This window comes from Streptomyces sp. NBC_00285, from assembly GCF_036174265.1.
Taxonomy (GTDB): Bacteria; Actinomycetota; Actinomycetes; order Streptomycetales; family Streptomycetaceae; genus Streptomyces.
In genome coordinates, this window is the sequence record NZ_CP108055.1 from 7783853 (window position 1) to 7808391 (window position 24539).

Genomic DNA, 24539 nt, shown 5'->3' on the forward strand with positions numbered 1-24539 from the left:
CCACGCCGTACGGATGAGACGGGAACCGTGGGCCGGGGAGCGAGCGGCATGCCCACCACTTTTCACAACGGGGATGGGACAAGGGATGAGTACTCCCTTTGATGCACCAAAGCACGGTGGAACACCTCAGACGCGGCTGAACTCCGTGCCCGCGGACGGCGGCGGAGGGGGCGGTGGCGGCGGGACCAACGTCGACACCCAGCGCCTCGACGAGGCCGCCAACGCCCTCGTCGAGCTGCGCGGTGACACCGAGAACGCCGACAACGGTGCCGACGACGACTGCCTGAGCGCCTCACGCGGCCTGAACAAGCACACCGCCGGTGGCATGGCGGAGGGCGGGTCATGGGCCACGGCCGGCTCCCTGGTGACCATGGACGTCCGTTGGGGCTCCCAGGTCATCAATCTCAAGCGTCTGCTCCAGGACATCAGCGACAAGCTCCACACCACCTCCGGTCACTACACCAGTACCGAACAGGAGGAGCAGGCCCGGCAGCACTCGATCAGCACGCCCTTCGGGTGACCGTGGCCGTCCGGGCGGCCTTCGCGCTGTCCGGTCAGCCCATCGAGCCGGACCGGAACCCCCTCACTAGGAGCTGTCGCACATGGTGTCCATCCCCTACCTCGACAAGGCCGACCTCGCCCCGCTGGCCGACGCCGCCGCGTCCTGGAAGGCGCTGCCGGCCAAGTACGACGCGCTGCAAAGGGAGTTCGAGCAGCGGGTCGTCAACCACCTCAAGGGCCACTGGGACGGCGACGCGGCCCAAGCCGCCTTCGTGACCATGGGCAAGGCCCGCACGGAGTACGAGAACGCCGCGACCGAGGCGGAGCGCATCGCCAAGCTGCTGCTGGACGCGCACGGCGAGTTCACCGCCTCCCAGAAGCAGTTGCACGCCCTGCTCGACGAGGCCCGCACCGACCACTACAAGGTCTACGACGACGGGCGCATCGAGGACGTCGACCCGCGGCAGGACAGCCCGACCGCGTCCGCGTCGCCCGGCCTCGCCGAGGAACGCAAGAAGAAGCTGGACTCGCTCGTCTCCCGGCTCACGCGGGTCCTCGAACTGGCCACCGCCGCAGATGAGGCCGCCAGTTCGGCTCTTGAGCGTGACGCCAACGGCGACAGTCAGTCCTTCAACACCAGCGTCTACACCACCCTCGACTCCGTCGAGGCCGACCAGGCGTCCGCGCTGATGAACAAGAAGGGCCGTCTCAGCGACGCCGAGATCACCAAGCTCAACCTGCTGCTCTCCGCCAACAAGAACGACCCCGAGTTCTCACGGGAGTTCGCGGTCAAGACCGGCGGCGAGAACATGCTGAGCAAGTACAACGAGCTCATGAGTCCGCCGGCCGGCACCACCCTCTCCAAGGAGCAGCTGGCCCAACTCAAGCAGCTCAAGGCGAACTTGGGCACCACCATCGGTACGGCGACGACGTCGGACGACCAGCGCAAGGGCGGTCCCGACCCGGACATCACCAAGTTCCAGAACGACCTCCTCAAGGCGGGCCAGCGGGACTTCAACGCCAACCCCACCGAGTCGCCGTACGGCCTCAGCGGCTACCAGCTCACCAGCAGCCTGATGAGCGAGGGCAAGTGGGACAAGGACTTCCTCCAGGACTACGGCGACGCGCTGATCACCGCGGAGAAGAACGGCGCCAACGCCGGGCAGAACCCGGACGCCTACTGGGGGTATCCGCGGACGCTGGGCACGACCAACATCGGGGCGCTCGACCCGATGACGGGGTACATGGACGCGCTGGGGCACAACCCGGAGGCATCCACCGAATTCTTCGGCTCGGACACCACGGTCGATGGCGAGAAGGTCGATCACTACGACTACATGATGAAGGACCGGCACTGGCCCGAGGGCGCCGGCTACACGGGCGACGACAAGAACCCGAACGGCTACAACAACCTCGGTCACGCCCTGGAATCCGCTACGACCGGGCACGCGTACGACACCTCGATCCCCAACCCGCTTCCCAAGCACACCACCGATCAGGCAGAACTCACCTCAAGGATCATCTCGGATGTGTCCCAGCATCCCGATCTCGCCCACAAGGGCATGAACGACAGCCTGGGCCGCATGTCCGCCGAGTACATGCCCGACATCAATCGCGCCCTGGCCAACGATGAGAAGGGCTTGGACAAGCTCTACCCCGAAGGCGACAGCGCACCGGCGACCATCAGCGACAAGAGTGAACGTGACGTCACGCGATTCCTGTACACGGTCGGCCAGGATCCGGACGGATACGCGGCGATCAACTACGGTCAGACGCAGTACACCAGCTCGCTGATGCAGTATCACCTTGAGCATCCGGGGGCCTACGACATCTCGGCGACCGAGAAGATCGAGAAGATCAGCACGAACTCGGCGGAGGTCGAGGGCATCATCGGCACCGCCCGCAAGGATGCGGTCATCCACGAAAAGGTCGCGGACGACGCGGTGTTCAACAGTCGCATCGAGGCGGCGGGGGACTGGGCGAAGACCGGTGTCGGTATCGGTATCGGTGCAGGGACGGCCACCATTGCTTCTCCGGCAGGCGGGGCCGTGGCCGGTGCCGCAGCCGAGTGGGTCAGTGGTCAGGTGATCGACTCGATGGTTTCCGGTGCCTCCAGGGATTCGCTGGGCGAGGTCGTCTACAGCACGGGTGGAGAGGTCGAGGATCGCAAGAGGTCCTTCATGGCGGTCACCAGCGATGCCGCGATGCTCGCGAACGAGCGGGCCGAGACCGGGCTGAGCCAGGAACAGGTGGACACCGCGGTGAGCAAGGGACTCAACAGCGGCCACGGAAACGCCAAGGACAACCTGGACGACTTCGCCAGTGATCTGGATGCCGATACTTCCGGCCTGGGAAGTTGAGAGGCCAGCCCGTGACCGACCCTACTCACCCCACACCCGAGGTCCACGTGAGCACGAGTTCTGCCCTTCGTAAACGCTTGGCCGTCGGCTTGCTGGCGGTGCTCTGCCTGGCCGCGGGAACAGTCATCGGTGACCGTTTCATCCCGTTCCGAGGTACGGGAGTCTCGGCTGACTGCGGTGGCATTCTCTCCGCCGTCGACATGGGCTTCATCGAACAGAGCACGTTCACCGGCCGTCGGGTCAACTCCACGGAGTTCACCGAGTCCGGGGTGGGCGAGGCGTACCGGTTGGACTGCACGATCGACGGCGACGGCACGACACAGCTCGACGCGCGGGTCCGCCTCACCACCGCCGACGCCGAGGCCTGGGAGGCCGACCTCAAGGAACGGGACCGTCTGCCCGGCGAGACGAAGCCACTGAGCGTGACGGCCCCCAGTGGACAAAAGGCCGCGGCTCTGTCCGGTGACTCGAGCGCGGCTCTCTACATCCCCTGCAAGCTGGACGGCGGTGTGACTGCGCACCTCAGCGTCTCCGTTGAGTCTCCTGGTGCTTCCGACGGCAACACGGACAGCCAGCGCCTCACCGTCGCGGCCATCGCTTCTCGCCTGGCCAATCACTCTGGCCTCGATGCGGGGTGCCTGAAGCCTCTCACCGCGGTCGATCAGTCACCCTCCTTCGACTCGTGACCGTGGACCGAGACGGATCTGAGCTGAGTGCCCCGTGAAGTGGTATCCCCGTGCGGAGCTCAGAAGGGACGGAAGACGTCGGCTGATCGGTTCCGCGCTGACGCTGGCCGTCCTGGGGGCCGGATACTACGGATTCCAGCTCCAGTACCCGGCAGCCAAGACGGCACGGGCGTGCGGCGGGATGCTCCCGGTCGACTCGGTGCTCGACCTTGCGGGGAAGTCGAAGCTCTCCCTGCTCGGCCTGGGCTTCGACGTCTCCAGTTGGCAGTTCGACGTGTCGGGTGACGTGAGCGAACCGGCCGGTCTGGCGACGAGATGCAAGGTTGACGGCATCGAGATCGCCATCGAAACCACGGCCGGCGCCCAGAACGCGTACGGCGCCTATCAGGACGACGAGAAGACCTCCCCCGTACCTCTGGACGGAGGGTGGCAGGGGCTCATGGTCACCAAGAACGAGGAGGCGACCGCATCGGTGCTCCTCAACTGCAAGAACTGGTCGTCGAAGGAGGGCAGCGGCATCCTCGTGACGGCGGATTCGCCGTACGACGTCGAGGCAACCGAGTCCGTGCGCCTCAAGCTGGCCCGGGCCGCCACGGGGACGGCACAGCGAGCGGCGGACAAGACCGGTTGCGAGACGGAGCCAGGAGACCCGGGCAAGCTGACCGCTCCCGCCACCACCGCCCGGACAGTGTCGGCCGATGCCGCCACGGGGACGTGCGAGGGGATGGCCTCCGCGCCGACGGTGCGAGAGACGGCCGCCGCGAAGTCGCCGGTAGAAGAGTGTGTCCTCGTCGGGAGCCTGCGCCTCGTCGCCGCGTACGGCCCCTTCAGCGACGCGTCCGAAGCGGTCGTCAACGGTAGGTACGGCGGCCACGAAACGCCTTCCGGAGTCGACAGCTCCGCGGCCTGGACGTCGGTTACGTGCCAGGGCGCCCTGGGCATCGGGTATTACCATGCTTCGCCGGTCGAGGGCAGCGACCGGAAGTTCACCTCGGACCCGCTCACCGAAAAGGAGCGAGCGGATCTGGTGCACTTCGCGCAGCGGTCGGCGGTTCGCCACGGGTGTGGTGCACCGGCGGCTCTTGGCTCCTGAACACCGGTGTTGGGGACATTGATGCCGCAAGGGCCTTGGCGGCGGCGCAACTCTTCTGGACGCGGGCGGTGATTTCGACAGTGCAGAATCCTCGTGAACCGGGCGCTGCCCGCGGACCTCGGCAGAGTCTGAGGGCGTTGGCCGCTGTCACCCTGGTGGTGCTGATCTCAGCCGGGTGCAGCGGCAAGGAGGGTGACAGCGTGGACGCCCGCAGCACCTCGGTGTGCGACGGCCACCTCAAGGGGCAGGCCTTCGCAACGCTGGTCGGTGACAGCGGCGTCGTCTCGGAGAAGACCAGCAAGTTCTCTCCCACGAAGTGGACGGCTGCCGGGAGGTGCGAGCTCTACGGGAAAGAGGACTCCGTCCGGATCGACTATCTCTGGCATTCGGACGACCTCGACGACCTCGACAGGTACCGGTCGCCCAACGCCTCCACCGTCAAGTCGTTCAAGGTCGACTCGGCTGTCGGGTATGTGGAGAAGAACCGTGCCTTCGTCGCCATCCCCTGCGCCTGGGAGGGCCGGACCGTGAGCAAGCACGAACTGCTCGAAGTCGAGGTGGCGAACATGCCGCCGAGCCGGACCCTCGACAGCGGGCAGCGGGATACGTTCGCCTCCGCCGCTACCATCGCCGCGCGCTATGTCGGCGGCGACGTGTTCAAGTGCGCCGCGATTCACTCCACGGACAGCTCCGGGTCGAGCCTCCCGAGCCTTTCGCCAACCCCATCGAGCAGCCGTACGGCCTCGGCGGCTTCCGGTTCGTCCTCCCCGAGCGCTTCGGGCGGCTGAGCCCGGCACGGGTTCGGACCGAAGTACGGGGGGCCCGGCCGGGAACCGACGGGGGTCGTCACCGGGACGGGCAACCCCTTCGGCCGGCCGGCAGCCGCCTCACTGCTCCCAGAGCACGTCCAGCCGCAGCCGTACGGCGTACAGCCCCTCGGCGTTCCCGGCGACCAGCAGACCCTCGGGGGTCACCGCGAGGGCGGCGCAGCCGTGCAGCCACGGCAGCACGCGCACCCTGCCCGAGAACACGTGCCACAGATGCAGTTCGCCGTCGCTCCACGCCACGGCGAGCACCGGGCCGACGGAGGTGTCCGCCGCGGCCAGCGCGGTGGTCCGGCAGGCGCGCTGCTGCATCGGCTCGGCCATCGGTTCGGCCGAGACCTCCCACAGCCGCACCGAGCCGTCCGCTCCCGCACTGAAGGTGAGGGTCAGCCCGTCGGCGTCCACGCAGGCGACGGCCGTGACCGGCTGCTCGTGCACACGCCAGGAGCGCGGGGTGTCCTGGTACTCGCTCGACGACCACACGTGAACTGTGCCGCCCCGGTCGCCGACGACAGCGTACGGCCTTCGCGAGGTGCCGCCGCCGAGTGCGGTGACCTGGGAGTCCTCCCTGGTGAGGGCGGCCGATCCGTGGTGCTCGGCGATGTGCCCGAGCACGATCGCGGAGGTCAGGTCGTCCTCCGGGACCAGGGGCAGCAGCGCGTCGGACCGGTCGAGCAGCAGCATCGCACCCGCGTCGCGAGGGGCGACGGAACGCGGTCGTACGGAGGCCGGTCGCACGAAGGACGTCGGAGAACCGGGCCCCGCCGTCGGCGCGGTACCGGTCGAGCCGGACGGCGCACCGCTGTCCACGTCGTACGTCCGCAGCCGTCCCGTCGGGTCGGCCACCAGCAACCGCCGCTCCTCGCCCGGTACCAGGGCCAGCGCGGCGGCCGGGAGGTCAGGCCGGGCCCACACCGCGGTCCACCAGTGACGTTCGGCGAGCGGCTGAAGGAACTCGGTCAAGAGCGGGTCCGTGCCCACGGCGGCGGCGTGCAGCAGGGCGGCCCGCTCCGCGCTGTCGGTGTGATACGCCGTCAGTTCGGGCGCGGCCCGCCTCCACACCTCGCGGAGCCGCCCGGGCAGGGGGATGCGTTCGTCGGCAAGGGTGGCGGTGAGCGCGGCGGCCGAGCCGTGCACCAGGAAACCGGGGTCGGCCAACAGGCCTCGTACGGCGGCTCCTTCGTCGTCGGCACGCAACGCAGCGTCGAGGATGTGGCGGCGCACCTGGTCGGGAGCCTGTGACCAGTCCGGGCGGCCGTCGGCGGTGCGCGGGACCGCGGAGAGAAGGTCCGGGTACGAGACCTCGCCCTCACGCGACACCGCGGTGCCGTCGCCGTCACCCAGGTCGACGACTTCGAAGGCGCCCGCGTTCGACAGTGCTGGCGCCCCGCCGTCGACGTCGCCGGCACCCAGCAGCTGCGACGTCCCGACCTCAACAGCCGCGCGCAGATGGGGCATTGACAGCAGCGGTTCCAGCAGGTCGGCGACCAGGGTCTGCGGTGCCGCCGCCGGCAGGTCCACGGGGCCAGCTCCGGCCCGGTGCAGATCGGGCACGAGGAGCAGCAACGGACGTTCGTCCAGGGCCACTTGGTCGAGAAGACGGGCCGGGGAGAGGGGGCCGTAACCGAGCTGGCGCCCCAACTCCCAGGCGAAGCTCTCGCTTGTCAGCCCCTCGGACGGGACGGTGGCGTGGACGGTGATCCCCGGCCGGCCGACGGTTCCGGCCAGCAACCACGCGAGCAGACGGCTCTTGCCGCTGCCTTCGGCGCCTCGTACCAGACACAGTCGAGGCGCGGCCCCGCTGCCGTCGGCCGCCCAGTCGAGCAACTGCCGCCCCAGAGCCTGCTTGTCGTCGTCCAGCGGTGGCCAGGAGGCGATGTCCGGTGTGACGGTACCGACGGTCATGGTGTGCTGAATCCCCTCATCGCCCTACTGCGGCTGCTGGGCGGCTGCCTCGCGCAGTTGCCGGATGCCCTCGGCGCGGGACGCCGCCGTCTCGCCGTACGGGAAGTTGTGGGTCAACCGCACCTGGGGGAAGACCTGCCCGAGCCACAACGAGCAGTAGTGCCCCGGCATGAAACAGGCTTCCAACTCGGTGTGGATCCCCAGTACTTGCTCCGGCTCGACGCCCGCGGCCCGCAGCCGGGCCCACAGTCGTTCCTCCGGGTGGACACCGATGTCGCCGGCCTGCGTGATGATCTGCTTCTCGCCCCGGTCGTTCACGATCTCGAAGGCGGTGAACCACTCCGCGCTCGCGGTGTCCCGGAGGTCGTCGAGAACGAGGGGCCACCAGTGCTCGCGCCCCTCGAACGCCTGTGGGTCGAGGGTCCGCAGCCGCTGCTCCAGTTCCGCGTACGCCGCGGCGGCCTCCTGCGGCACGTCGGTGCCGAGGATCGCGGTGAGGGCTTGGTCGAGCAGGGCGAGCGACTGGGCGAACCGCTCCTGCGTCGAGTTCACGAACCTCGACTCCTCGGCCCAGTCCAGGAGTACGGCGCGTACGACGCCCTCGGTGTCGGCGCAGAGCTCGAAACCCCGGTCCGAACCGAACCGTGTCCACTGCCCGCACTCGTCCCGCACGACCGTGCGGCCGACGGACTCCGCGAACTCCCGCAGTGGTACGGGGTCGGACTCGGCCGTAGCGAAGTACGGCCCGGCCGTCAGGGGGACGGCGATCTCTCCGAAACGCCGAACACCACTGTCGTTCATCGCTGCCAGACCCCCTGAGAAGAACCCTTGCCGTGTCGGAAAAATATCACACGCCGCCAATAACGTCGGCGGGTGGACTACCTCGCCGCTGGATCGGCGACATACTCCAAAATATCGTGCCAGCGCGAATGGGGCACTGCCAGGGCGGCCGGATCGATTTCCCGCATCTGTTCCGTCAGGCGGCCCGCCGCCGCCTCCGGATCAAGCGTTTCCAGTTCCGACTCGAAGTCGTAGTTCGGGCGCTCCTTCTCCAGCAGATAGAGAAAGTGGGCGAATGCGTTGAGGTCCTTGTTCAGCGGATAGCCGTCCGGCTCGTCACCGGGAAGGCAGTGGACGATCCCGGTGATCCCGTCCAGGACGATGTCGTCGTAGGGGACCATGCCGAGGAGCAGCCAGCTCTCGGCGCCCTCGGGCAGGTTCGTCCAGCGCTCGCGGAGGTCGTCGTAGCTGTCGCCGAGCGTCCTCGTCTGTTCCTCGGATCCGTCCACGAGGTCGAACCAGGGATTCGGCCGGGCCGGAATTCCGACATCGCGCAGAAAGCGCGCACTCGGCTCATGCCTGATGTTCGCCACCACCGCCGGGGAAAACGTGATGAGCTCTTCCGGGCCGAACTCGGACTCCAGGGTTTCCCGGTCGATGGGGGGTGTCATCTCGTGACCTGCCTGCCTTGCGAATGATCGGAACGCACGATGCTAGCACGTGCGTTATTTGTGACGGTTCCCCTTGAGGCGGTCCAGGTAATTCATCATTTCTGCATTTCCGTCGGCCCTGGACTCCTTTGTGTTTCCGTAGTCGATGCTGTGCGTGACATCGACATGCGAGAGTCTTTCCTTCATCCACGCGCTGCAGTTCGGCGCGGACGAACAGGGAGCTCTTTCCGTGTACAGCTCGGTCATACGGCCGCCGGCACCGTCCCGCAGGACCGGGAATCCGATCATGCGCTCGGAGTGACGGAATCCCGAACTCCGGGCGACCATGACGAAGTTGCCGTCGTCCTGCTTGTTGCTGTTGAAGCGGGCGGCGGCGTAGTTGTTGCTCTCGAACTTGTCCTGCCCGTTCACCTGCTTGTGATTGCCGTAGCTCTTGTCCGAGTGGCGAGCCAGCTGAACAGCCTGGGACAGGGGCGTGCTCCCGAGTTCCACGCGGTCCGAATTGCTGAGCGGGCGCGGCCTCTCCTTGCCCTGGAGCTTGAGGTTCGCTTCGCCCGGCAGCGGTCGTCCGGCGTTGTCGCCGTCGAGCCGGAGACCGATGCGGTCCCGGTCCTCCTGGGTCAGCTTGTCGGTCCCGCCGTCCGGCTTGAGCCGCTTGAGCGTTCCGTCGTCGCCCATGAGATACATGGGCGTCTTGCCGTCGGAACCCTTCTCGAGCTGCCGCAGAGACAGGGCGGTCTCGTCGTCGTTGTCCTTGTGACGCTTGGCCATCTTGTTCAGGCCGCCGGTCATGTTCTCGTCGAGGTGCGCGGCGGAGCGCTTGACGCCCTTCTCGATGCCGTCCATGACCTGGTCCAGCATGGCGTTGGCTGCGTCGGCGATCGCGTCCTTGCCCTTGGTGCGGCCGTGCGTGGACTTGGCGCGCGAGAGCTTGCCGCCCGCCCCGTCGCGGATCTTGCCGCCCGCGCCCTTGAGCTGGGTGCCGGCCCGGTCGTAGGACTCCAGGTCCATGCTGAACTGGCTGCCGCCACCGCCGCCCGAACTGCTGGACCCGCCGCCGTCCGCGCCGGCCAGTTGCATCGACCCGCCCGAGCTTCCGCCCGAGCTTCCGCCCGCGCTGGCCAGCTGCATCCCGCCCGACTTGACGGCGTCGACGCCGTCGCCGAGGCCGTCCTGGCCCGCCTTCGCGGTCTGGCCCAGGTCGACACCGTGCTGGGTGCCCAGGGCATTGCCGCCGATCTGGACCACGAGGTCGCCGGCCATGTTGCCGAGCGCCTGGTAGACCGGGCCCATCGCGATGTCCATCACCCGCGAGACGACCTCTTCGCACACCTCCTCGAAGATGCGCTTCACCGCGATCCGGGTGACCTGTGTGCCCGCCACGCCGCCCAGGGTCGACAGGCCAAGGGTGAGGGGGGCCGCGGCGATCGCCGCCACGATCTCGGCCGCCAGGATGCCCAGTTGCACGATGGCGGCCAGCTTGGCGCCCTCGATCAGTACGGCCACGCCGTCCAGCGCGGTGGCCGCCATCCTTCCCGCTTCGGCGAGGTTGGTCAGATGGGTGCCCTTGACCATGCTCCAGTGCTTCTCGAGCGCCTGGACCGCCAGGCCCTCGTTGGTTCCGAGCAGATCGGAGATCGCCGCATGGGCGTCGGCGGCTCCGTCGTCGACGTCGTCCGCGAACTCCCGCATGGCCTGGGCCATGTCGCGGTAGTCGTCCTCGTCGACGTTGGGCCAGCTGATGCCTATCAGATCCAGGGCCGCATCAAGCTCGCTCGGCAGAACTACACCCACAGGGCCCCCAGTTCGAAAGTCAGTGGGGAAAACGTAACTTTGAACGGTTCAATGCAACAAGTTGACCAGAGGTCACTTGACCTGATCTGTGGCCCAGTTGGCGCAGACCTTACGCACGGTGGCCGCCGGACCCGGAAATCCGTCGCGCCCCGTGACGGTCGGCCGTTAGCCTCCGCGTACGTGTGACCACGAGGGGAGCCGGCATGGAGACCGATCGCGTACGGACCGACCGTCTGGGCGTGCTGCTGGACCAGTTCGACTGCGTCAGGGAGCGGGCGCAGGTACGGCTGGAAGGGCTCGGGGACGAGGAGTACCTGTGGGAGCCGGTGCCGGACTGCTGGTCGATCCGGCGCCGTGCGGAAGCGGTGACACCCCGGGCGTACGGGCCGGGCGAGTGGGTGCTCGACCTGGGCGCCGCGGACATCCCGGCGGGGGAGTACGCCGAGGTCGCCCGGCAGGCCGCCGACGGAATGACCGTCGCGAAGATCGCCGAGGACTGGAGCGTGAGCGTCGAGCGGGTCGAGGAGGTCCTCGCCCACACCGGCCCGGTGGAACCCGACATCGCACCGGTCACGACCATCGCGTGGCGGCTCGGGCACCTGCACTCCTGCTTCGCGGGCGAATGGGAGTGGACCTTCGGTGAACGCCGGCAGGATCCCTATCAGTTGGTCGACTTCACCCCCTCCGCCGCGCTGGCCCAGGAGCGGTTCTGGTCCCTGATCGACCGCTGGCGCGACGCCGTCGGCCGGGTGACCGAGAAGCAACTCGACACGGTCGGTTTCTCGCAGTACCCCTACGGCTCCGCCCCTGACGATCCGTACATCTCCGTGCTGTGGGGCTCCAACCTGGAACTCATCCACCACATGGCCGAGATCGCCCTGCTCCGTGACTTGTGGCAGGCCCGCGGGGTCGCATCCGCGTAGGGCCGGGCGAACCGGGTCGGGTGCGCCGGGCGACTCCGGTCGGGTGCGGGGCCGAGGGCGCGGCTGAGCATCCGTCCGGACCGTCCGCGCTCCCGGACAGACCGTCCGCCAGCCCGCCGGGGCCGACCACCACGGCCCGTCCGTCCACCCACCCGGCCCGCCCACCGCCCCCTCTCCTGCCGACCCGCGCCCCCCTCGGGGGCATTCCGTGGACGTCGTGTGGATGATTCGTCGTGGATTCGGTTGGCGTCGACCGCGCCGGGACAGGGCCGGGTGACCTTTGAGAGTCTGTCGATCGTCATCGTCAACCGCGTCGACATGGGGCGATCATGAAGCGCAGCAGCCGGGTACTGGTGGGCCCTCATCGGCCGGGCCGCCCGGCGTGCTGGGCGGCTCCTGCTGTGGCCGTGCCGCATGAGCCGGAGTGCGAGGTCCTCTCAGGGGGACGAACCGGTGACCGGCGGGCCCGGGCGTTGTCGGCGCGTACAGAACCGGCCACAGACGCCCTCTCGCCGCGTCCCGGCCGCACCCCTGTCGGCCCCCACGCAGGCGATGCTGCAGGCACAGGATCGCGGTCAGTATGCCCATGACATGAATTGGCGACAGCGAACACAGCCAGGTAGGCCGGAAGTTACTGCTCCGATAGTCTGACCGCGATCACCGATCACGCTACGGGGAGGCACACGGCGATGGCGGACTTCCAGATCGACGTCGATCGAATGAAGACCCTGATCAACCGGCTGGACCAGGTGGACGACCGCATGCGCGGCGCCCAACAGCGGCTGAACAAGGTGGGCCCGAAGGGTCTGGGCACGGACGGACTCGACAGCGCCTGTGACGACTTCCAGGACGACTGGGGCGACGGCATCAAGCGGATCGCGGACGCCTCCAAGACGCTGCACGAGGGTCTGCAGAAGACGGTCGAGATGTACCAGACGACCGATCAGGATTTGCAGAAGGGCTTCAGCCAGAAGTAGCCCGCACCACCGCTGAGACCACTCGCACACGCACGCAACGGGGAGAAGAAGATGGGGATGTTGGACGATCCCAGCTGGCCCGGACTGACGTTCAATCCGGCCAGGGGCGACCTGCACACGATCGAGTCACTGGCGTACGACGTCAAGACGGTCGGCGACGAACTCGACGAGATGCGCGAGATGCTCGTGAGCATCGGGCAGACCGACGGTGTGTGGGACGGCGAGGCCGCCAAGAAGTTCCAGGAGAAGGTCGGCGAACTGCCCAAGTACCTTCAGCAGGGCCACGACTCGATGAACGCCTGCTCCCGGGCGCTGCGCGGCTGGCACGACGAACTCGAGACGATGCAGCGGCAGGCCAAGAACCTGGAGGACCGCGCGGTCGAGGCCCGTAAGCGGCTCGACCAGAAGAACTCCGATGTCGACCGGGTCAACGTCAAGATCGAGGGCGCGCAGTTCCAGCAGCTCACCGAGCAGCAGGCCAAGCAGCTCTCGGAGGAGGCCGACTCCGCCTCGCGGGCGGCCCAGGACGCCGCGACCGACCTCAAGCTCCTCATCCAGAACGGTGAGGCCCTGCGCAAGTACTGGCAGGAACAGGCCGACAAGGCGGAGAAGGCGATCCGCGACGCCGCGCAGAACCGGCCGCCGGACATCAGCGTCTGGGACAAGATCACGGGCGGCCTGAAGGCGGCCTGGGACGGCTTCACGGACTTCCTCGCCGACAACGCGGACCTGTTCTCCAAGATCGGATCCGTCCTGTCCATCCTGTCCCTGGCGACCATGGCCATCCCGCCCGTGGGAGCGATCCTCGGAGGCCTGGCGATCGGCGCCAGCGCCCTCGCCCTGGCCGGTTACGGAGCCAGGACGGCCCGTGGCGAGAAGGTCGGGGTGATGGACTGGGTCGGTGCCGGACTCGGTGTGCTGCCGGGCATCGGCGCGGTCAAGGGAATCACCGCGGGAGCGAAGGCGGCCAGGGCCGCGGCGACGGGCGAACGGCTCGCCGGTGTCTTCTCCCACGCCGACGAGATGGCGACCTCGGTCAACATGGCGAGGGGCATGGCCGACGGCCTCATGTACAAGGGCCTGGCACGCGCCGGCAAGGCGATGGGCCTGGCCGACGAGGCCGTGGACGTCGGAAGCGGGCTGATGCGCGGCACGATGGGCGGCATCAAGGGCGTGGGCCTGGCGTTCGGCCTGATCTCGGGCGGTGGCTCCGACACCAAGGCGGCGGCCGCGCCGCCCAGCAACGCGTTCATGTCGGCAGCGGGAGCGGCGTAACCGATGAACACCATGCTTCCCGGCGACAGTTCGGCCGATCCCATGGCCGTCGTCACCCCCCGTCTGACCTTCCGCGTGCCGCCCGCCTTCTTCGAACTCCCTGTCCACGAGCCTCCGGAACAGGTCGGCGAGGCACTGATCGAGCTCGCCCAGGACATCTATCCGGAGGGCAACGCCGAGCTGTGGTTCCAGTACGCGGCGATGCAACTGCCGGTGATCGCCGAGATGATGGAGGCCGGAGTCAGCTACGCCGGGTTCTGTCTGCTCGACCTCGACGGTCGGCGCAGTACGGCGACGGTGACGGCCGCTCTGCTGGAGTCCGTGCCGGACGGCCAGAAGATGACCGCCGCGAGCGTCGCCGCGGAACTCGCGGGCCTCGGGGACCAGGGTCAGGTCGAGACGGTCTGGCTCACGGCGGGCGAGGCGGTGGCCCGGTTCACCGCGGACGTCACGACCCTCCCGGCGGAGGTCACCGATTCCGGCCGCCCCGAGGACGTGGAGGTGGGGAAGATCGCCGTCTTCCTGCCGCTGCGCAAGGACGCCGAGATGGCGCTGTTCGAACTGAGCACGCCGTGCATGCAGGACTGGGACCTGTACTCCGATCTCTTCTTCAACATCGTGAACACCCTTGAGGTGAGCCCGACGGAGACCCCGGCCGAGGCACCGCTGCCGCAGCAGCCGGAGCACCTGCCCGCAGCGGGCCCCACCGACGTGGCGAGCGGCGTCGCGGTGCCCCTGCAGGCGAAGTCCGTGCGAGACGTGTTCGGATGAGTCACGCTGACGGCACCGTCCCCGCAGGGGCCCTCGACCTGGTTCAGGTGAGGGCCGCGCAGTTGGCGACGGTGCCGGGCGTGACCGAGGTCGCGCGGACGATCGGTGCCGACAGGGGCATCGACTATCTCGCCGACCAGCAGGTCGCGGCGATGCTCCATCGTCACCGTCGGTTGCTGGACGGGATGAACGCACGCGGCGCATGGGGCGGCCTGCTGCTCGCACCCGGGGCGGTGGGGGCCTGGTTCCTGCTCGACACCACCGACTGGTCCACCTCCGACACGACGGTCGACGTGGTCCTGCTCACCCCGGTGACGCTCCTGCTCTCGCTCAGCGTGTACCTGCTGGCCCGGGCGTTCCGGCTCCGCCATGTCTGGCTGCGCAGCGGGACCCGCGACCAGGTCAACGGGTACCTTCAGGTCCTGTCGGCGGCAGGGCTCCCGCAGCACGGACTGCCTGCATGGCTGAAGCCGGTCACCGGAAAGAGATGGCGATGACGACTGTATTTGGCGTGCACGCGCAGGCCCCCCAGGAAAACACGGCCCTCAACCTCCAGAGTGTCATCAAGGTGCGAGGCGGAAACCCCGTCTACGTGGCACGAGGGTCGTCGACCGACGGCGGGCCGGACGGCCTCGCCACCGACTTCACCCTCCACGAGGACCAGGCGGGCCAGAAGCCGCTGTGCGCCGTGGCCCGACGGGGCGCGGACGACGCGTTGACCGTGACGGCGCCCGACGGTTCCGTACTCGCCCTGCTCCGACCGCCGGCCGGCGGCCGCCGGTACGAGCTGGAACTCCCGGACGGCACACGCCTGGTCGGGCGCGCCGGCACCGTGGGAGCGTGGGCCGTGTACGTCGTCCTCTCCCCCCTGACGCTGCTCTACAACGCGGCGAGCCTCATCGGCGGATACGGCGTCGACTGGCACCTCCCGTCGCGCACGGCCTGGCGGACGAGCGGCGGCTTCGGCCCCGCGCCCCTGAAGTTCTACGGAATCACCGACAAGTACAAGCTCCGCCCCTCCCAGCTGGACCCCCGAGTGGCATACGCCCAGGCCGTCCTGCACTTCTGGTCCGCCTGACCGAACACACCACGGCGCCACCCGTACGGCGGTGGCGGCACCCTCTCCGGGCGCCGCCACCGCCGTATTCACGCCTGCTCGGACCCTCGGCCGACCCGCGCCCCCGCCGCCTTCGCACGCTCCCGCGCCTCGTCGCCGACACCGCGTCTGCGGGCCGACATGCGCTCGTCCACCGCGGTGCGCTGAGCGACCCCGAACAGCCGCCGCGGTCCCGGTACGGCGACGACGCCGAGGAAACGCGGATCGCCCGCGAACCAGACCTCACCCACCTCGCCGGACCTGACCTTGCGGACCCAGAAGGTGTAACCGCTGCCCAGGAAGCTGCCGTAGCCGAGGGAGACCGTCTTGTCCGGGCGCTCGGGATCGGCGAAGGAGAACCGGGTGGTGCCGTTCTTCGCGATCGAGGCGGCCCCGGGGACCGACTGCCACGGATAGACCCGCAAGATCCGGCGCAGGGACAGGATGCCCAGCACCCTCGCCGTGCCGAGCATGGCCAGGTAGATCAGCACGAACAGGGCGGGGAAGAGCGCCCAGAGCGTCCACACCGGTGTCAGGAGCACCGCGTACAGCCAGGCCACGAAGGACCCGAGGCAGAGCACGAAGGCACAGAGCCGGAACGCGGCCGTGCGGCGCCAGGCCCGCCGGGTGGCCGGGTCCTCGTAGGCCGTCTTCGTCAGGGGAACGTCCACTGCGTTGTCTCACTCCATCGGGGTCAGCCGAAGACCGCGCGCACGGACGCCTCGACCTCGGACTCGGGGATCTGGGCCTTGAACTCCTCGGGGAGCGGATTGTCGAAACTCACCATCTCCGCCATGCCCCGGTGGATGTCACGGTAGTTCTCGCGCGCGTCGACGGCCGTCGACGTCAGCGTGAGGACCGCGAGGTTCCGCCCGTCCGGGAAGGGCAGGTACGCGGTCGCCTCGTAAAGGGAACGCTGCCGGGAGTCGGCCTCCGGCGGCAGCTCCACCAGGGACTCGGTGAACGCGCCCGGCCCGCAGGGCAGGTCCACCACGGCGACCGGCAGGGCGTTCGTGCGCGCCGTCGCCGCCTGAGCCGCCGCCAGCTTCGGCGGAGTCCACGGGATCTCCCGCCTGGCGAGCATGACGACCGACTCCAGCATGGTGCCGTCGTCCCCCTCGTGCGCGCCGATGGCGAAGCTCACCACACCTTCCCGCAGCATCTGCGAGGTCAGGGCCCTGGCCTCGGAGAGCTGCTCCAGGAAGCCGGCCTGCTGCTCCTGAGGGACCAGTTCGAGGAGCGACTGGACGGCCTCGACCACCCTCGCGCCCTCGGGAGACTCCGGATCGGCGAAGAGGTCACGGAAGGGGACCTCCACATAGCCGGGCGCGAGAGCGAACCACAGGTCGCAGCCACGCTCCATCGCCGACTCGTCGATGGCGTACTCGAACTCGAACTCGTCCGCGTCGTCGGTCATGAGTTCCACTCCTTCAGTGCGTCGCGCCGAACAGGATCTTCAGCGTCTTCAGGGCGGTGGCACCATGGCCGGCCCCGTCGAAACTGCCGGCCCGGACACCGTCCGCGCCGGTCGCGGCGTTCTCCGCGGCGGGGTTCTTGATCTCGTCCCACAGGTTCTTGGCCACGCCGTACGTCCCGGTGAGCGCTCCCGCGCCGGAGACCGAGACGTCGACGATCCTCGCCGCCGAGGACGGGTCGGCTGCGCCCTTCACCAGCCAGGTGGTGAGCGGGTTCTCGGCGGCGTGGATGCGCTGCGCGGCCAGCCAGGTCTTGCCGCCCGCGCTGCTCAGCCTCTCGCCCAGGGTGAGGACCTCCGCACCGGCACTCGCCGACCGCGCGGCACCGTTGACCCCGCGTGCGACGGCACCGACGCCCGGCACCATGCCGAGGGTGTCGCCGACCACGCCCACCGCGTTGCTCCAGAAGTCGGCGTCGAACTCCCCCTTGGTGAAACCGTCCTTGAGCGACGCCCGTACCACCGGGTTCGACAACCGGCTGATCAGCGTCGCCGCACTCGCCGCCGCCGCCACCAGCAGGAGGATGGGGCCGACCGGTACGGCGAAGAGGAGCGCCGCGAGGCCCGCGATGGCCGCGATCGTGCCGAGGATGTCGGTGAGGTTGTCGCCGACCCAGTCCATGGCCTGCTCGAACCAGTTCGGCTCCTCGGGCGCGAGTTTGTCCGTGGAGTCCCGCAGCACGCGTGCCTTGCCGCGGGCGTCGGTGCCGTGCTCCTCCTGGAGCTCCTGCGCCCTTTTGACGACGTCGTTGTACGCGGTCTTGGCGTTGGTCACCGCCTCGCGTGCCCTGGTGAGTTCCTCGGTCGCCCGGTCCAGCCGCGCCTGCGCGTTCTTCAGCGCCGCGTCGTCGGTGAACGTCTGGCCCGCGAGCTTGAGATCGGGGTTCGCGGAGGCCGTCTGCTCCTGGCCCTGCGCCGTGTCGATCTTCCCCTTCGCGTCCTTCGCGTCGCCGTCGAGAGCCCTGGCGCGCTGCTGGTAGCCGTCCAGCGCCTTGTGCCAGTCGGCCAGTGCGGTGGCCGCCCTGGTGATGGAGGAGTGGGCGTTCTTCAGGTTCGTCGGCAGCGCCCCGTCGAGCTGCTCGCGGAAGGCGACCGCCGCGTCGCCCTCCCAGTCGCCGCCCGACCGCAGGTTCTCGATCATCTTGTGGGCGTCGGAGATGGTCTGCGCCGACTTCTGGAGCCGCGTCGTGAGCTCCGAGACGACGGAGACGCTGCCCGGTGCCGGGTCGAAGCCCAGGGAGGGATAGGAGTTCACTTGCCGCCTCCCTGCGCCGCGGCCTTGCGGAAGCCCTCTTCGAGGGCGTGGTCGACCTCGTCGTAGTTGGCCTGGCTCTGGCCCACGCTGTCCGCGAACTTCCCGGTGAGCTCGGCGATCTGCTCGGAGCCGTACTTCCAGTGCTCGTGGAACTCCGCGCAGGCGGCGTCCAGGTCCTTGGTGCCGATGCCCTCCGCGGACACGTCCTGCATCCACTTGCGGACGTTGTCCAGCTCGGCCTTCGCGTCCTCCAACGTCTTTCTGAAGCGCCCCAGTTCGGCGGTGTCGGTCTTGAAATAGTCCGTCACGATCTCTCTCCCCGTTCGACATGTTTCTTCACAACGACAAAGAGGGGCGGGCCGCAGACACGGCCCGCCCCTCTCACCCGAGCCGGATCTCAGCTCTCCGGCAGATATCCCGTCTGGACGAGCTGGCCGCTCGACCGGCGCGAGATGAACTGGCCACGGCCCGGCGGCTGCTGGGTCGCCTTGATGTTGTTGAACACCGGGCCCTCCGACGGGTCGCCGGACAGCACGATGCCCTGCGCGCCGAGTTCCTTGATCCGGGTGAGGACCGGTTCGAAGGAGGAGCGCGAGGCACCGGAGGTGCTGCGGGCCAGGATGATGCGCAGGCCCAGGTCACGCGCGAACGGCAGGTACTCCATGAGCACCGACATCGGGTTGCCCATCGACGAGGCGACGAGGTCGTAGTCGTCGACGAAGATGAACGCGTCGGGCTCGTTGTACCAACTGCGGTTGCGCAGCTGGTCCGGCGTCACGTCGGGCCCCGGCATACGGCGACTCATGGAACCGGCCAGCGACTCCATGACCTCCTGGAGCTGCGGCCCCGAGGCGCAGTACTTGTACATGTGGCTCTCGGGCACCTGGCCCAGCAGCGCGCGCCGGAAGTCCGAGACCACGAACAGCGCCTTGTCGGTCGCGTACCGCTCCGCGATCTGCTTGGCCATGAACCGCAGCAGCGAGGACTTGCCGGACTCGCTCTCGCCGTAGATGACGAACAGCGGGTCGGTCTCGAAGTCCACGAAGACCGGCGAGAGGGTGAGCTCGTCGACGCCGACCGCGATGCCACGGTTGCCGAAGTCGCCGCCGCCGGGCAGCTCGGACGCGTGCAGCATCGTCGGCAGCATCCGCACCTTCGGCGCCTGCGGGCCCTGCCAGGCGTTGTTGACGCTCTGCACGAGGTTCGCCATGCCGTCGGCGAGGTCCTCCACCGCGGTCGACCCGTCGATACGGGGCGTGGCGGCGAGGTAGTCGAGCTTGTCCGGGGACAGACCGCGCCCGGGCTTGCCCATCGGTACGTTCTCGGCCCGCTTGCGGTCGAACTCCGACTCCATCGCGTCCCCGAGCCGCAGTTCGAGCCGGCTCAGGATCTGGTCGCGTAGCGCGGGCCGCATCTCGGTGTACCGGGTCGCGGTGATGATCAGGTGGACGCCGAAACCGAGACCGCGGGTCGCGATGTCCGCGATGACCGGGTCGAGCATCTCGTAGTCGTTCTTGAACGTCGCCCAGCCGTCGATGATGAGGAAGACGTCGCCCCACTGCTGGTCGGGGTAGTGCCCCTGCGCCCGGCGGGACCGGAAGGTGTTCATGGAGTCGATGCTCTTGGAGCGGAAGAACTCCTCACGGGCATTGAGGATGCCGTGCACCTCCGCGACCGTACGGCGGACCTTCTCCTGGTCCAGCCGGGAGGCCGCGCCGCCCATGTGGGCCAGGTTCTCCAGCGCGAGCATGCCGCCGCCGCCGAAGTCGAGGGCGTAGAACTGCACTTCGGCCGGGGTGTGGGTGAGCGCGAACGACGTGATCATCGTGCGCACGAGCGTCGACTTGCCGGACTGCGGGCCGCCCACGATCAGCGCGTGACCGGCGGCACCCGACAGGTCCGCGTACATCACGTCACGGCGCTGCTCGAAGGGCTTGTCGACCAGGCCGACCGGCACGGTCAGCTTGCTCTGCAGGTGGTAGCCCTCGGCGTGCAGACCGCGCTCCGGGCTGACGCCCAGGACGGGCAGCACCTGGTCGAGGCTGAACGGCTCGTCCAGCGGCGGCAGCCACACCTGGTGGGCGGGCGGACCCTGCCCGTCCAGACGGCTGACGATGACGTCGAGAACGGTGTCGGCGAGCGCGTCGTCGACCTGGTTGGTGCGGGTCTCCGGCTCCGGGTCGGCGAGGATCCGCACCGGCACCGGCGCGGCGGTGAACAGCACCGGCGAGCGGTCGATCCGGCCGCCGCCCTGCACCGTCGGCCCGTTCGACCGGTAGGTGCCGGACACGTACGCGGCCTTGAACTGCACCATCGTCTCGGTGTCGTACTTGAGGATGCCCGCGCCGGGGACGTTCGGCAGGTGGTAGGCGTCGGGCACACCGATCGCCGTACGGGACTCGGCGGCCGAGAAGGTACGCAGACCGATGCGGTACGACAGGAAGGTGTCGAGGCCGCGCAGCTTGCCCTCCTCAAGGCGCTGCGAGGCGAGCAGCATGTGCACACCCAGCGAACGGCCGATACGGCCGATCTGGATGAACATCTCGATGAAGTCCGGCTTGGCGGCGAGCAGTTCGCTGAACTCGTCGATGATCAGGACGAGCGAGGGCAGCGGGTCGAGCGCGGCGCCCGCGGCGCGGGCCTTCTCGTAGTCGGTGATGTTGGCGTAGTTGCCGGACTGCCGCAGGAGTTCCTGGCGGCGGGTCAGCTCACCGGTGATGGAGTCGCGCATCCGGTCCACGAGCGTCAGCTCGTCGGCCAGGTTGGTGATCACCGCGGACACGTGCGGCATGTTGCCCATGCCGGTGAAGGTGGCACCACCCTTGAAGTCCGCGAGGACGAAGTTGAGCGTCTCGGACGAGTGGGTGACCGCGAGGCCCAGCACCAGGGTGCGCAGCAGCTCCGACTTTCCGGAACCGGTGGCGCCGACGCACAGGCCGTGCGGGCCCATGCCCTCCTGCGAGGCCTCCTTGAGGTCCAGCATGACCGGCTCGCCACTCGAGCCGAGACCGATCGGGACCCGCAGCCGCTCGTGCAGCGTGCGCGGCCGCCAGGTGCGCGAGACGTCCACGCCCGCCGCGTCACCGATCTGCATGAGGTCGGTGAAGTCCAGGTTCGCGAGCAGCGGTTCGTCGGCGTCGGCGGCACCCAGCCGCAGCGGCGCCAACTGGCGGGCCAGCGACTCCGCCTGCGCCTGCGACAGGACATCGGGCGTGCCGGTGAAGACACCCGTGCCCGCCTCCAGTTCCATGCCCTCGGGCCACACCCGCACCGACAGGGAGCCACGCGCCTCGTCGAGGTCACCGGGCACCACCTCGACGATGGTCACGCCCTGCAGGCCCTCCGCCGAGGCGAGAACCGAGTCCGCGGGCACACCGCCGCCGTCCAGGACGACGACCACGTGCGGCTGGTCCAGGACCGGCGAGCCGTCCCGGCTCCAGCGGGCGCGACCCTCCAGCTGGTGGGCGATCATCTCCTCGAGCTCACCGAGGTCGAAGCAGAGCAGACGCCGGGTGCCGGCGCCGTCGGAGTCCTTGTGCTGCATGTGCGGCAGCCACTTGGTCCACTCCCAGTCCACCGCCGCGCCCGGCGAGGCCACGACCGCTACCAGCACGTCGTCGGGCGAGTGCAGCGAGGCCAACTGGCCGACCACGGAACGGGTCTGGCCGTAGACCGTCTCGGCGTCACCGGAGATCGTCACGTGGTAGAAGGAGCGCAGCCCGATGGCAAGCGGGAGTTCACCGAGCGTGCCGTAGCTCGCGATGAACTGCTGCATGGCGTGGGCGGTCAGCGGCTCCAGCTCGTCCACCGGCGCGGTGTCGGGAGCGACCAGGGGAGTCGCCAGCTGCTGCGGGCCGAGGCCGATGCGCACCTGGGCGAAGTCCGGGTCCGTGGAACGCCGTTCCCACAGCCGCGACCCCTCGGCGACCAGCGCCCACAGTTGCTCCGGCGCCGGGTGCAGGTAGTACTGGGCGTCGCGCTGCTTGTGCACGGTGCGCCGCACCTCACGCCGCTTCTGCGCCAGGTACTTGAGGTAGTCGCGACGGGCCTCGGCCATCTGACCGGACGGCCCCTTCCGGGCCCGCACGATCTGGGCGACCAGCATGGCGACCGTGGAGACCATCATGAGCCCGCCCATGATCTTCATGAAGCCCTGGGCCCCGGGCATGAAGAAGAACGCCGCCGACGAGCCCATGCCCAGCATGGGCAGCAGGTTCATCAGCAGACTGTCGTCCTCGGTACGAGGGAGTTCGGGAGGCGACTCGAGCTTGACCTCCTCACTCGGCACCTCCGGCGGGTATACCCGCGGCGGGCGCTTGACGATGACGACGCTCACCGATCCACCAGTCCTTCACGCAATCGCAATGTCGAACCGCCCCCGTCGTGACGGCCCCCGTATGTTCGTCAACTCATGGGGCTTTGCCAACTCATGAGCCGGGCGTTGATCCTACTGTTCTGCGGGGCCCTTGAGCCGATAGGGGATGGGGAGATGCCGCAAGAGGACGGTAGGGTGACGCTCCAAAAGAAGCGCGGAGCGGGAATCGCCCTGGCAAACCGCGACGAATCACCGAGTACTGGACTAGGGGGAACCGTCAGGTGAGTACGGTTTCAGCAACCGGATTCTGCCGGGTCACGGTGGCGGCACCGAACAGCCGGATCGATGTGGCACTTCCCGAGGATGTGCCGCTCTCTGACGTATACCCGGAGATTCTGCGGCTGTCGGGGCAGACGCCCGAGGAGGCCGCACCCACCGGGTACAACCTCGTACGCAGGGACGGTTCTGTCCTCGACGACGGCCGTTCGCTCTCCGAACAGCAGATACGCGATGGCGAATTGCTGCTCCTGCGGCCGTTCGCGGACTCGCTGCCACCCGCCGTCTTCGACGATGTCGTGGACGCCGTGGCCGCCGTCGTCGAGGCCGACCGGCGCAGTTGGAACGACAGCATGATGCGGGTCGTCGGCCTGACCGCCGGCGCGCTCCTGCTGACGATGCTGGCGCTGGCGCTGTGGTTCTCGGAGCCGCTCCGCCACGACATGCACGGCCTGCCGGGCGTCATCGCAGGTGTCACCGGAGTCGTCCTCGTGGCACTCGCGTCCGTACGGGCCCGGGTCTACGACGACCACCACGCGGCCGTGGCCCTCGGTCTCGCCTCGTTGCCGCACCTGATGGTCGGCGGCTCCGGCGTCATGGGCCTCGACGCGGGGGAGGGGCCCGGACGGCTGAACCTCCTCGTCGGCTTCGCCGTCGTCCTGGTCGCCGCGGTGCTGCTCGTCCTGATGCTGCCCCAGAAGGACGCGCCGTTCATCGCTGCCGCGTTCGGCGCCGGCGTCGGCGTAATGGCCACCTTCGCCGCGATCGTCTCCGAGGCCGAGCCGCGTGAGAGCGCCGCCGTCACCGCCGTGGTCATGGTCGCCGTCATCGGCTTCCTGCCCGGCTGGTCCGCCCGCTTCTCCCGGCTTCCCATCGGCTTCCGCTCGCCCGACCAGATCGCCAAGCGCGGTCGCGCCGAGGACCAGCACGAGCAGGAGCCGGTCGACTACCAGCTCATCACCGACCAGGCCCGCCGCGGCCACGAACTGCTGCTCGGCCTCGTCGGCGGCTGCGCGGTCACCGGCGTCGCCTCCGCCGGTGTGGTGCTCGGCTTCTCCAGCAGCGGCTGGGCCCAGCTGCTGTCCCTGGCGGCCGGCCTCGCCATGCTGATGCGGGCCCGGCTCTTCCTGTACACGTCCCAGGTCGTGACCCTGATGATCTCGGGCATCATCACCGTCAGCCTGCTGGTCCTCGGCCTGGCCCTGAACCCGCCGGCCGACATCATCAAGGACCTCGTCTACGACCACAACAGCGCCCCGCTGGACATCCGCACCGTCTGGCTCTCCGCCGCGGTGGCCCTGGGCGCCACGCTCCTCGTGGCCGTCGCCCTGATCGTGCCGCGCAAGGGCGTGACCCCGTTCTGGGGCCGGATGCTCGACCTGAGCGAGGGCGCGGTGCTGCTCTCCCTCGTCCCGCTCTGCCTGGCGGTCCTCGACCTCTACGCGGCGGCCCGCGGCATGACCAGCTGACGGCCGGCCCGAGCAGACGACAGCGGCTGTCACCCACATGGGTGGCAGCCGCTGCGTCATGTGTACGTATTCGGCGTGGACCGGGGCACTGCCG

At 68.9% G+C, this 24539-nt stretch carries 21 protein-coding genes; 12 read left to right on the forward strand and 9 right to left on the reverse strand.

Going from position 1 to position 24539, the window contains the following annotated elements; genetic code table 11:
* Nucleotides 1-145 precede the first annotated feature (145 nt).
* From OHT57_RS35975 to OHT57_RS35995, 5 genes are all read left to right on the forward strand, one after another.
* Complete coding sequence (locus OHT57_RS35975; protein ID WP_328750936.1) at nucleotides 146-520, forward strand: hypothetical protein; 375 nt, start codon at nucleotides 146-148, stop codon at nucleotides 518-520.
* A gap of 82 nt (nucleotides 521-602) precedes the next feature.
* A complete protein-coding gene (locus OHT57_RS35980) occupies nucleotides 603-2861 on the forward strand; it encodes a hypothetical protein (protein ID WP_328750937.1) in 2259 nt (752 codons plus the stop codon).
* A gap of 77 nt (nucleotides 2862-2938) precedes the next feature.
* Nucleotides 2939-3547 (forward strand): hypothetical protein, encoded by a 609-nt coding sequence (locus OHT57_RS35985; RefSeq protein ID WP_328750938.1) that lies wholly within the window; start codon nucleotides 2939-2941, stop codon nucleotides 3545-3547.
* Nucleotides 3548-3581: 34 nt separating this feature from the next.
* Nucleotides 3582-4640, forward strand: a complete 1059-nt coding sequence (locus OHT57_RS35990; protein ID WP_328750939.1) for a hypothetical protein — start codon at nucleotides 3582-3584, stop codon at nucleotides 4638-4640.
* 137 nt (nucleotides 4641-4777) lie between these two features.
* Nucleotides 4778-5428 (forward strand): hypothetical protein, encoded by a 651-nt coding sequence (locus OHT57_RS35995; RefSeq protein ID WP_328750940.1) that lies wholly within the window; start codon nucleotides 4778-4780, stop codon nucleotides 5426-5428.
* A 99-nt stretch (nucleotides 5429-5527) separates the two neighbouring features.
* On the opposite strand, the gene OHT57_RS36000 is transcribed toward OHT57_RS35995, so the two are convergent.
* The 4 genes from OHT57_RS36000 to OHT57_RS36015 form a co-directional block, all read right to left on the reverse strand.
* The gene (locus OHT57_RS36000) at nucleotides 5528-7369 is read right to left on the reverse strand and encodes a hypothetical protein (protein ID WP_328750941.1); all 1842 of its coding nucleotides are present in this window, start codon (nucleotides 7367-7369) and stop codon (nucleotides 5528-5530) included.
* Between the two features lie 24 nt (nucleotides 7370-7393).
* Nucleotides 7394-8170 (reverse strand): nucleic acid/nucleotide deaminase domain-containing protein, encoded by a 777-nt coding sequence (locus tag OHT57_RS36005; protein ID WP_328750942.1) that lies wholly within the window; start codon nucleotides 8168-8170, stop codon nucleotides 7394-7396.
* Nucleotides 8171-8247: 77 nt separating this feature from the next.
* Nucleotides 8248-8820 carry an SUKH-4 family immunity protein gene (locus OHT57_RS36010; RefSeq protein WP_328750943.1) on the reverse strand — a complete coding sequence of 191 codons (573 nt, stop codon included), beginning with the start codon at nucleotides 8818-8820 and terminating at the stop codon, nucleotides 8248-8250.
* Between the two features lie 54 nt (nucleotides 8821-8874).
* Nucleotides 8875-10614: a nucleic acid/nucleotide deaminase domain-containing protein gene (locus OHT57_RS36015; RefSeq protein WP_328750944.1), complete on the reverse strand. Its 1740-nt coding sequence runs from the start codon at nucleotides 10612-10614 to the stop codon at nucleotides 8875-8877.
* A 203-nt stretch (nucleotides 10615-10817) separates the two neighbouring features.
* Here OHT57_RS36015 and OHT57_RS36020 point away from each other — a divergent pair, with 203 nt between their 5' ends.
* The 6 genes from OHT57_RS36020 (at nucleotide 10818) to OHT57_RS36045 (ending at nucleotide 15638) form a co-directional block, all read left to right on the forward strand.
* Complete coding sequence (locus tag OHT57_RS36020; RefSeq protein WP_328750945.1) at nucleotides 10818-11537, forward strand: DinB family protein; 720 nt, start codon at nucleotides 10818-10820, stop codon at nucleotides 11535-11537.
* A 689-nt stretch (nucleotides 11538-12226) separates the two neighbouring features.
* The gene (locus tag OHT57_RS36025) at nucleotides 12227-12514 is read left to right on the forward strand and encodes a WXG100 family type VII secretion target (RefSeq protein WP_328750946.1); all 288 of its coding nucleotides are present in this window, start codon (nucleotides 12227-12229) and stop codon (nucleotides 12512-12514) included.
* A 57-nt stretch (nucleotides 12515-12571) separates the two neighbouring features.
* Nucleotides 12572-13789 carry a putative T7SS-secreted protein gene (locus OHT57_RS36030; protein WP_328750947.1) on the forward strand — a complete coding sequence of 406 codons (1218 nt, stop codon included), beginning with the start codon at nucleotides 12572-12574 and terminating at the stop codon, nucleotides 13787-13789.
* Between the two features lie 3 nt (nucleotides 13790-13792).
* Entirely contained in the window at nucleotides 13793-14560 is a 768-nt protein-coding gene (locus OHT57_RS36035; RefSeq protein ID WP_328750948.1) for a hypothetical protein, read from the forward strand.
* A complete protein-coding gene (locus OHT57_RS36040) occupies nucleotides 14557-15057 on the forward strand; it encodes a hypothetical protein (protein ID WP_328750949.1) in 501 nt (166 codons plus the stop codon). Before OHT57_RS36035 ends, OHT57_RS36040 begins: the two co-directional genes overlap by 4 nt.
* The gene (locus OHT57_RS36045; protein WP_328750950.1) at nucleotides 15054-15638 is read left to right on the forward strand and encodes a hypothetical protein; all 585 of its coding nucleotides are present in this window, start codon (nucleotides 15054-15056) and stop codon (nucleotides 15636-15638) included. The genes OHT57_RS36040 and OHT57_RS36045 overlap by 4 nt, the downstream gene beginning before the upstream one ends.
* 68 nt (nucleotides 15639-15706) lie before the next feature.
* On the opposite strand, the gene OHT57_RS36050 is transcribed toward OHT57_RS36045, so the two are convergent.
* The 5 genes from OHT57_RS36050 to eccCa form a co-directional block, all read right to left on the reverse strand.
* Nucleotides 15707-16327, reverse strand: coding sequence for a hypothetical protein (locus OHT57_RS36050; protein ID WP_328750951.1), 621 nt, complete (start codon nucleotides 16325-16327; stop codon nucleotides 15707-15709).
* 23 nt (nucleotides 16328-16350) lie between these two features.
* Nucleotides 16351-17073 (reverse strand): hypothetical protein, encoded by a 723-nt coding sequence (locus tag OHT57_RS36055; RefSeq protein WP_328750952.1) that lies wholly within the window; start codon nucleotides 17071-17073, stop codon nucleotides 16351-16353.
* A 13-nt stretch (nucleotides 17074-17086) separates the two neighbouring features.
* Nucleotides 17087-18385, reverse strand: coding sequence for a hypothetical protein (locus tag OHT57_RS36060; RefSeq protein ID WP_328750953.1), 1299 nt, complete (start codon nucleotides 18383-18385; stop codon nucleotides 17087-17089).
* Nucleotides 18382-18693, reverse strand: a complete 312-nt coding sequence (locus OHT57_RS36065) for a hypothetical protein (RefSeq protein ID WP_328750954.1) — start codon at nucleotides 18691-18693, stop codon at nucleotides 18382-18384. Before OHT57_RS36065 ends, OHT57_RS36060 begins: the two co-directional genes overlap by 4 nt.
* 89 nt (nucleotides 18694-18782) lie before the next feature.
* Nucleotides 18783-22721 carry a type VII secretion protein EccCa gene (gene eccCa, locus OHT57_RS36070; protein ID WP_328750955.1) on the reverse strand — a complete coding sequence of 1313 codons (3939 nt, stop codon included), beginning with the start codon at nucleotides 22719-22721 and terminating at the stop codon, nucleotides 18783-18785.
* Nucleotides 22722-22981: 260 nt separating this feature from the next.
* On the opposite strand from eccCa, the gene eccD reads away from it, so the two are divergent.
* The gene (gene eccD, locus OHT57_RS36075) at nucleotides 22982-24445 is read left to right on the forward strand and encodes a type VII secretion integral membrane protein EccD (protein ID WP_328750956.1); all 1464 of its coding nucleotides are present in this window, start codon (nucleotides 22982-22984) and stop codon (nucleotides 24443-24445) included.
* Nucleotides 24446-24539 lie beyond the last annotated feature (94 nt).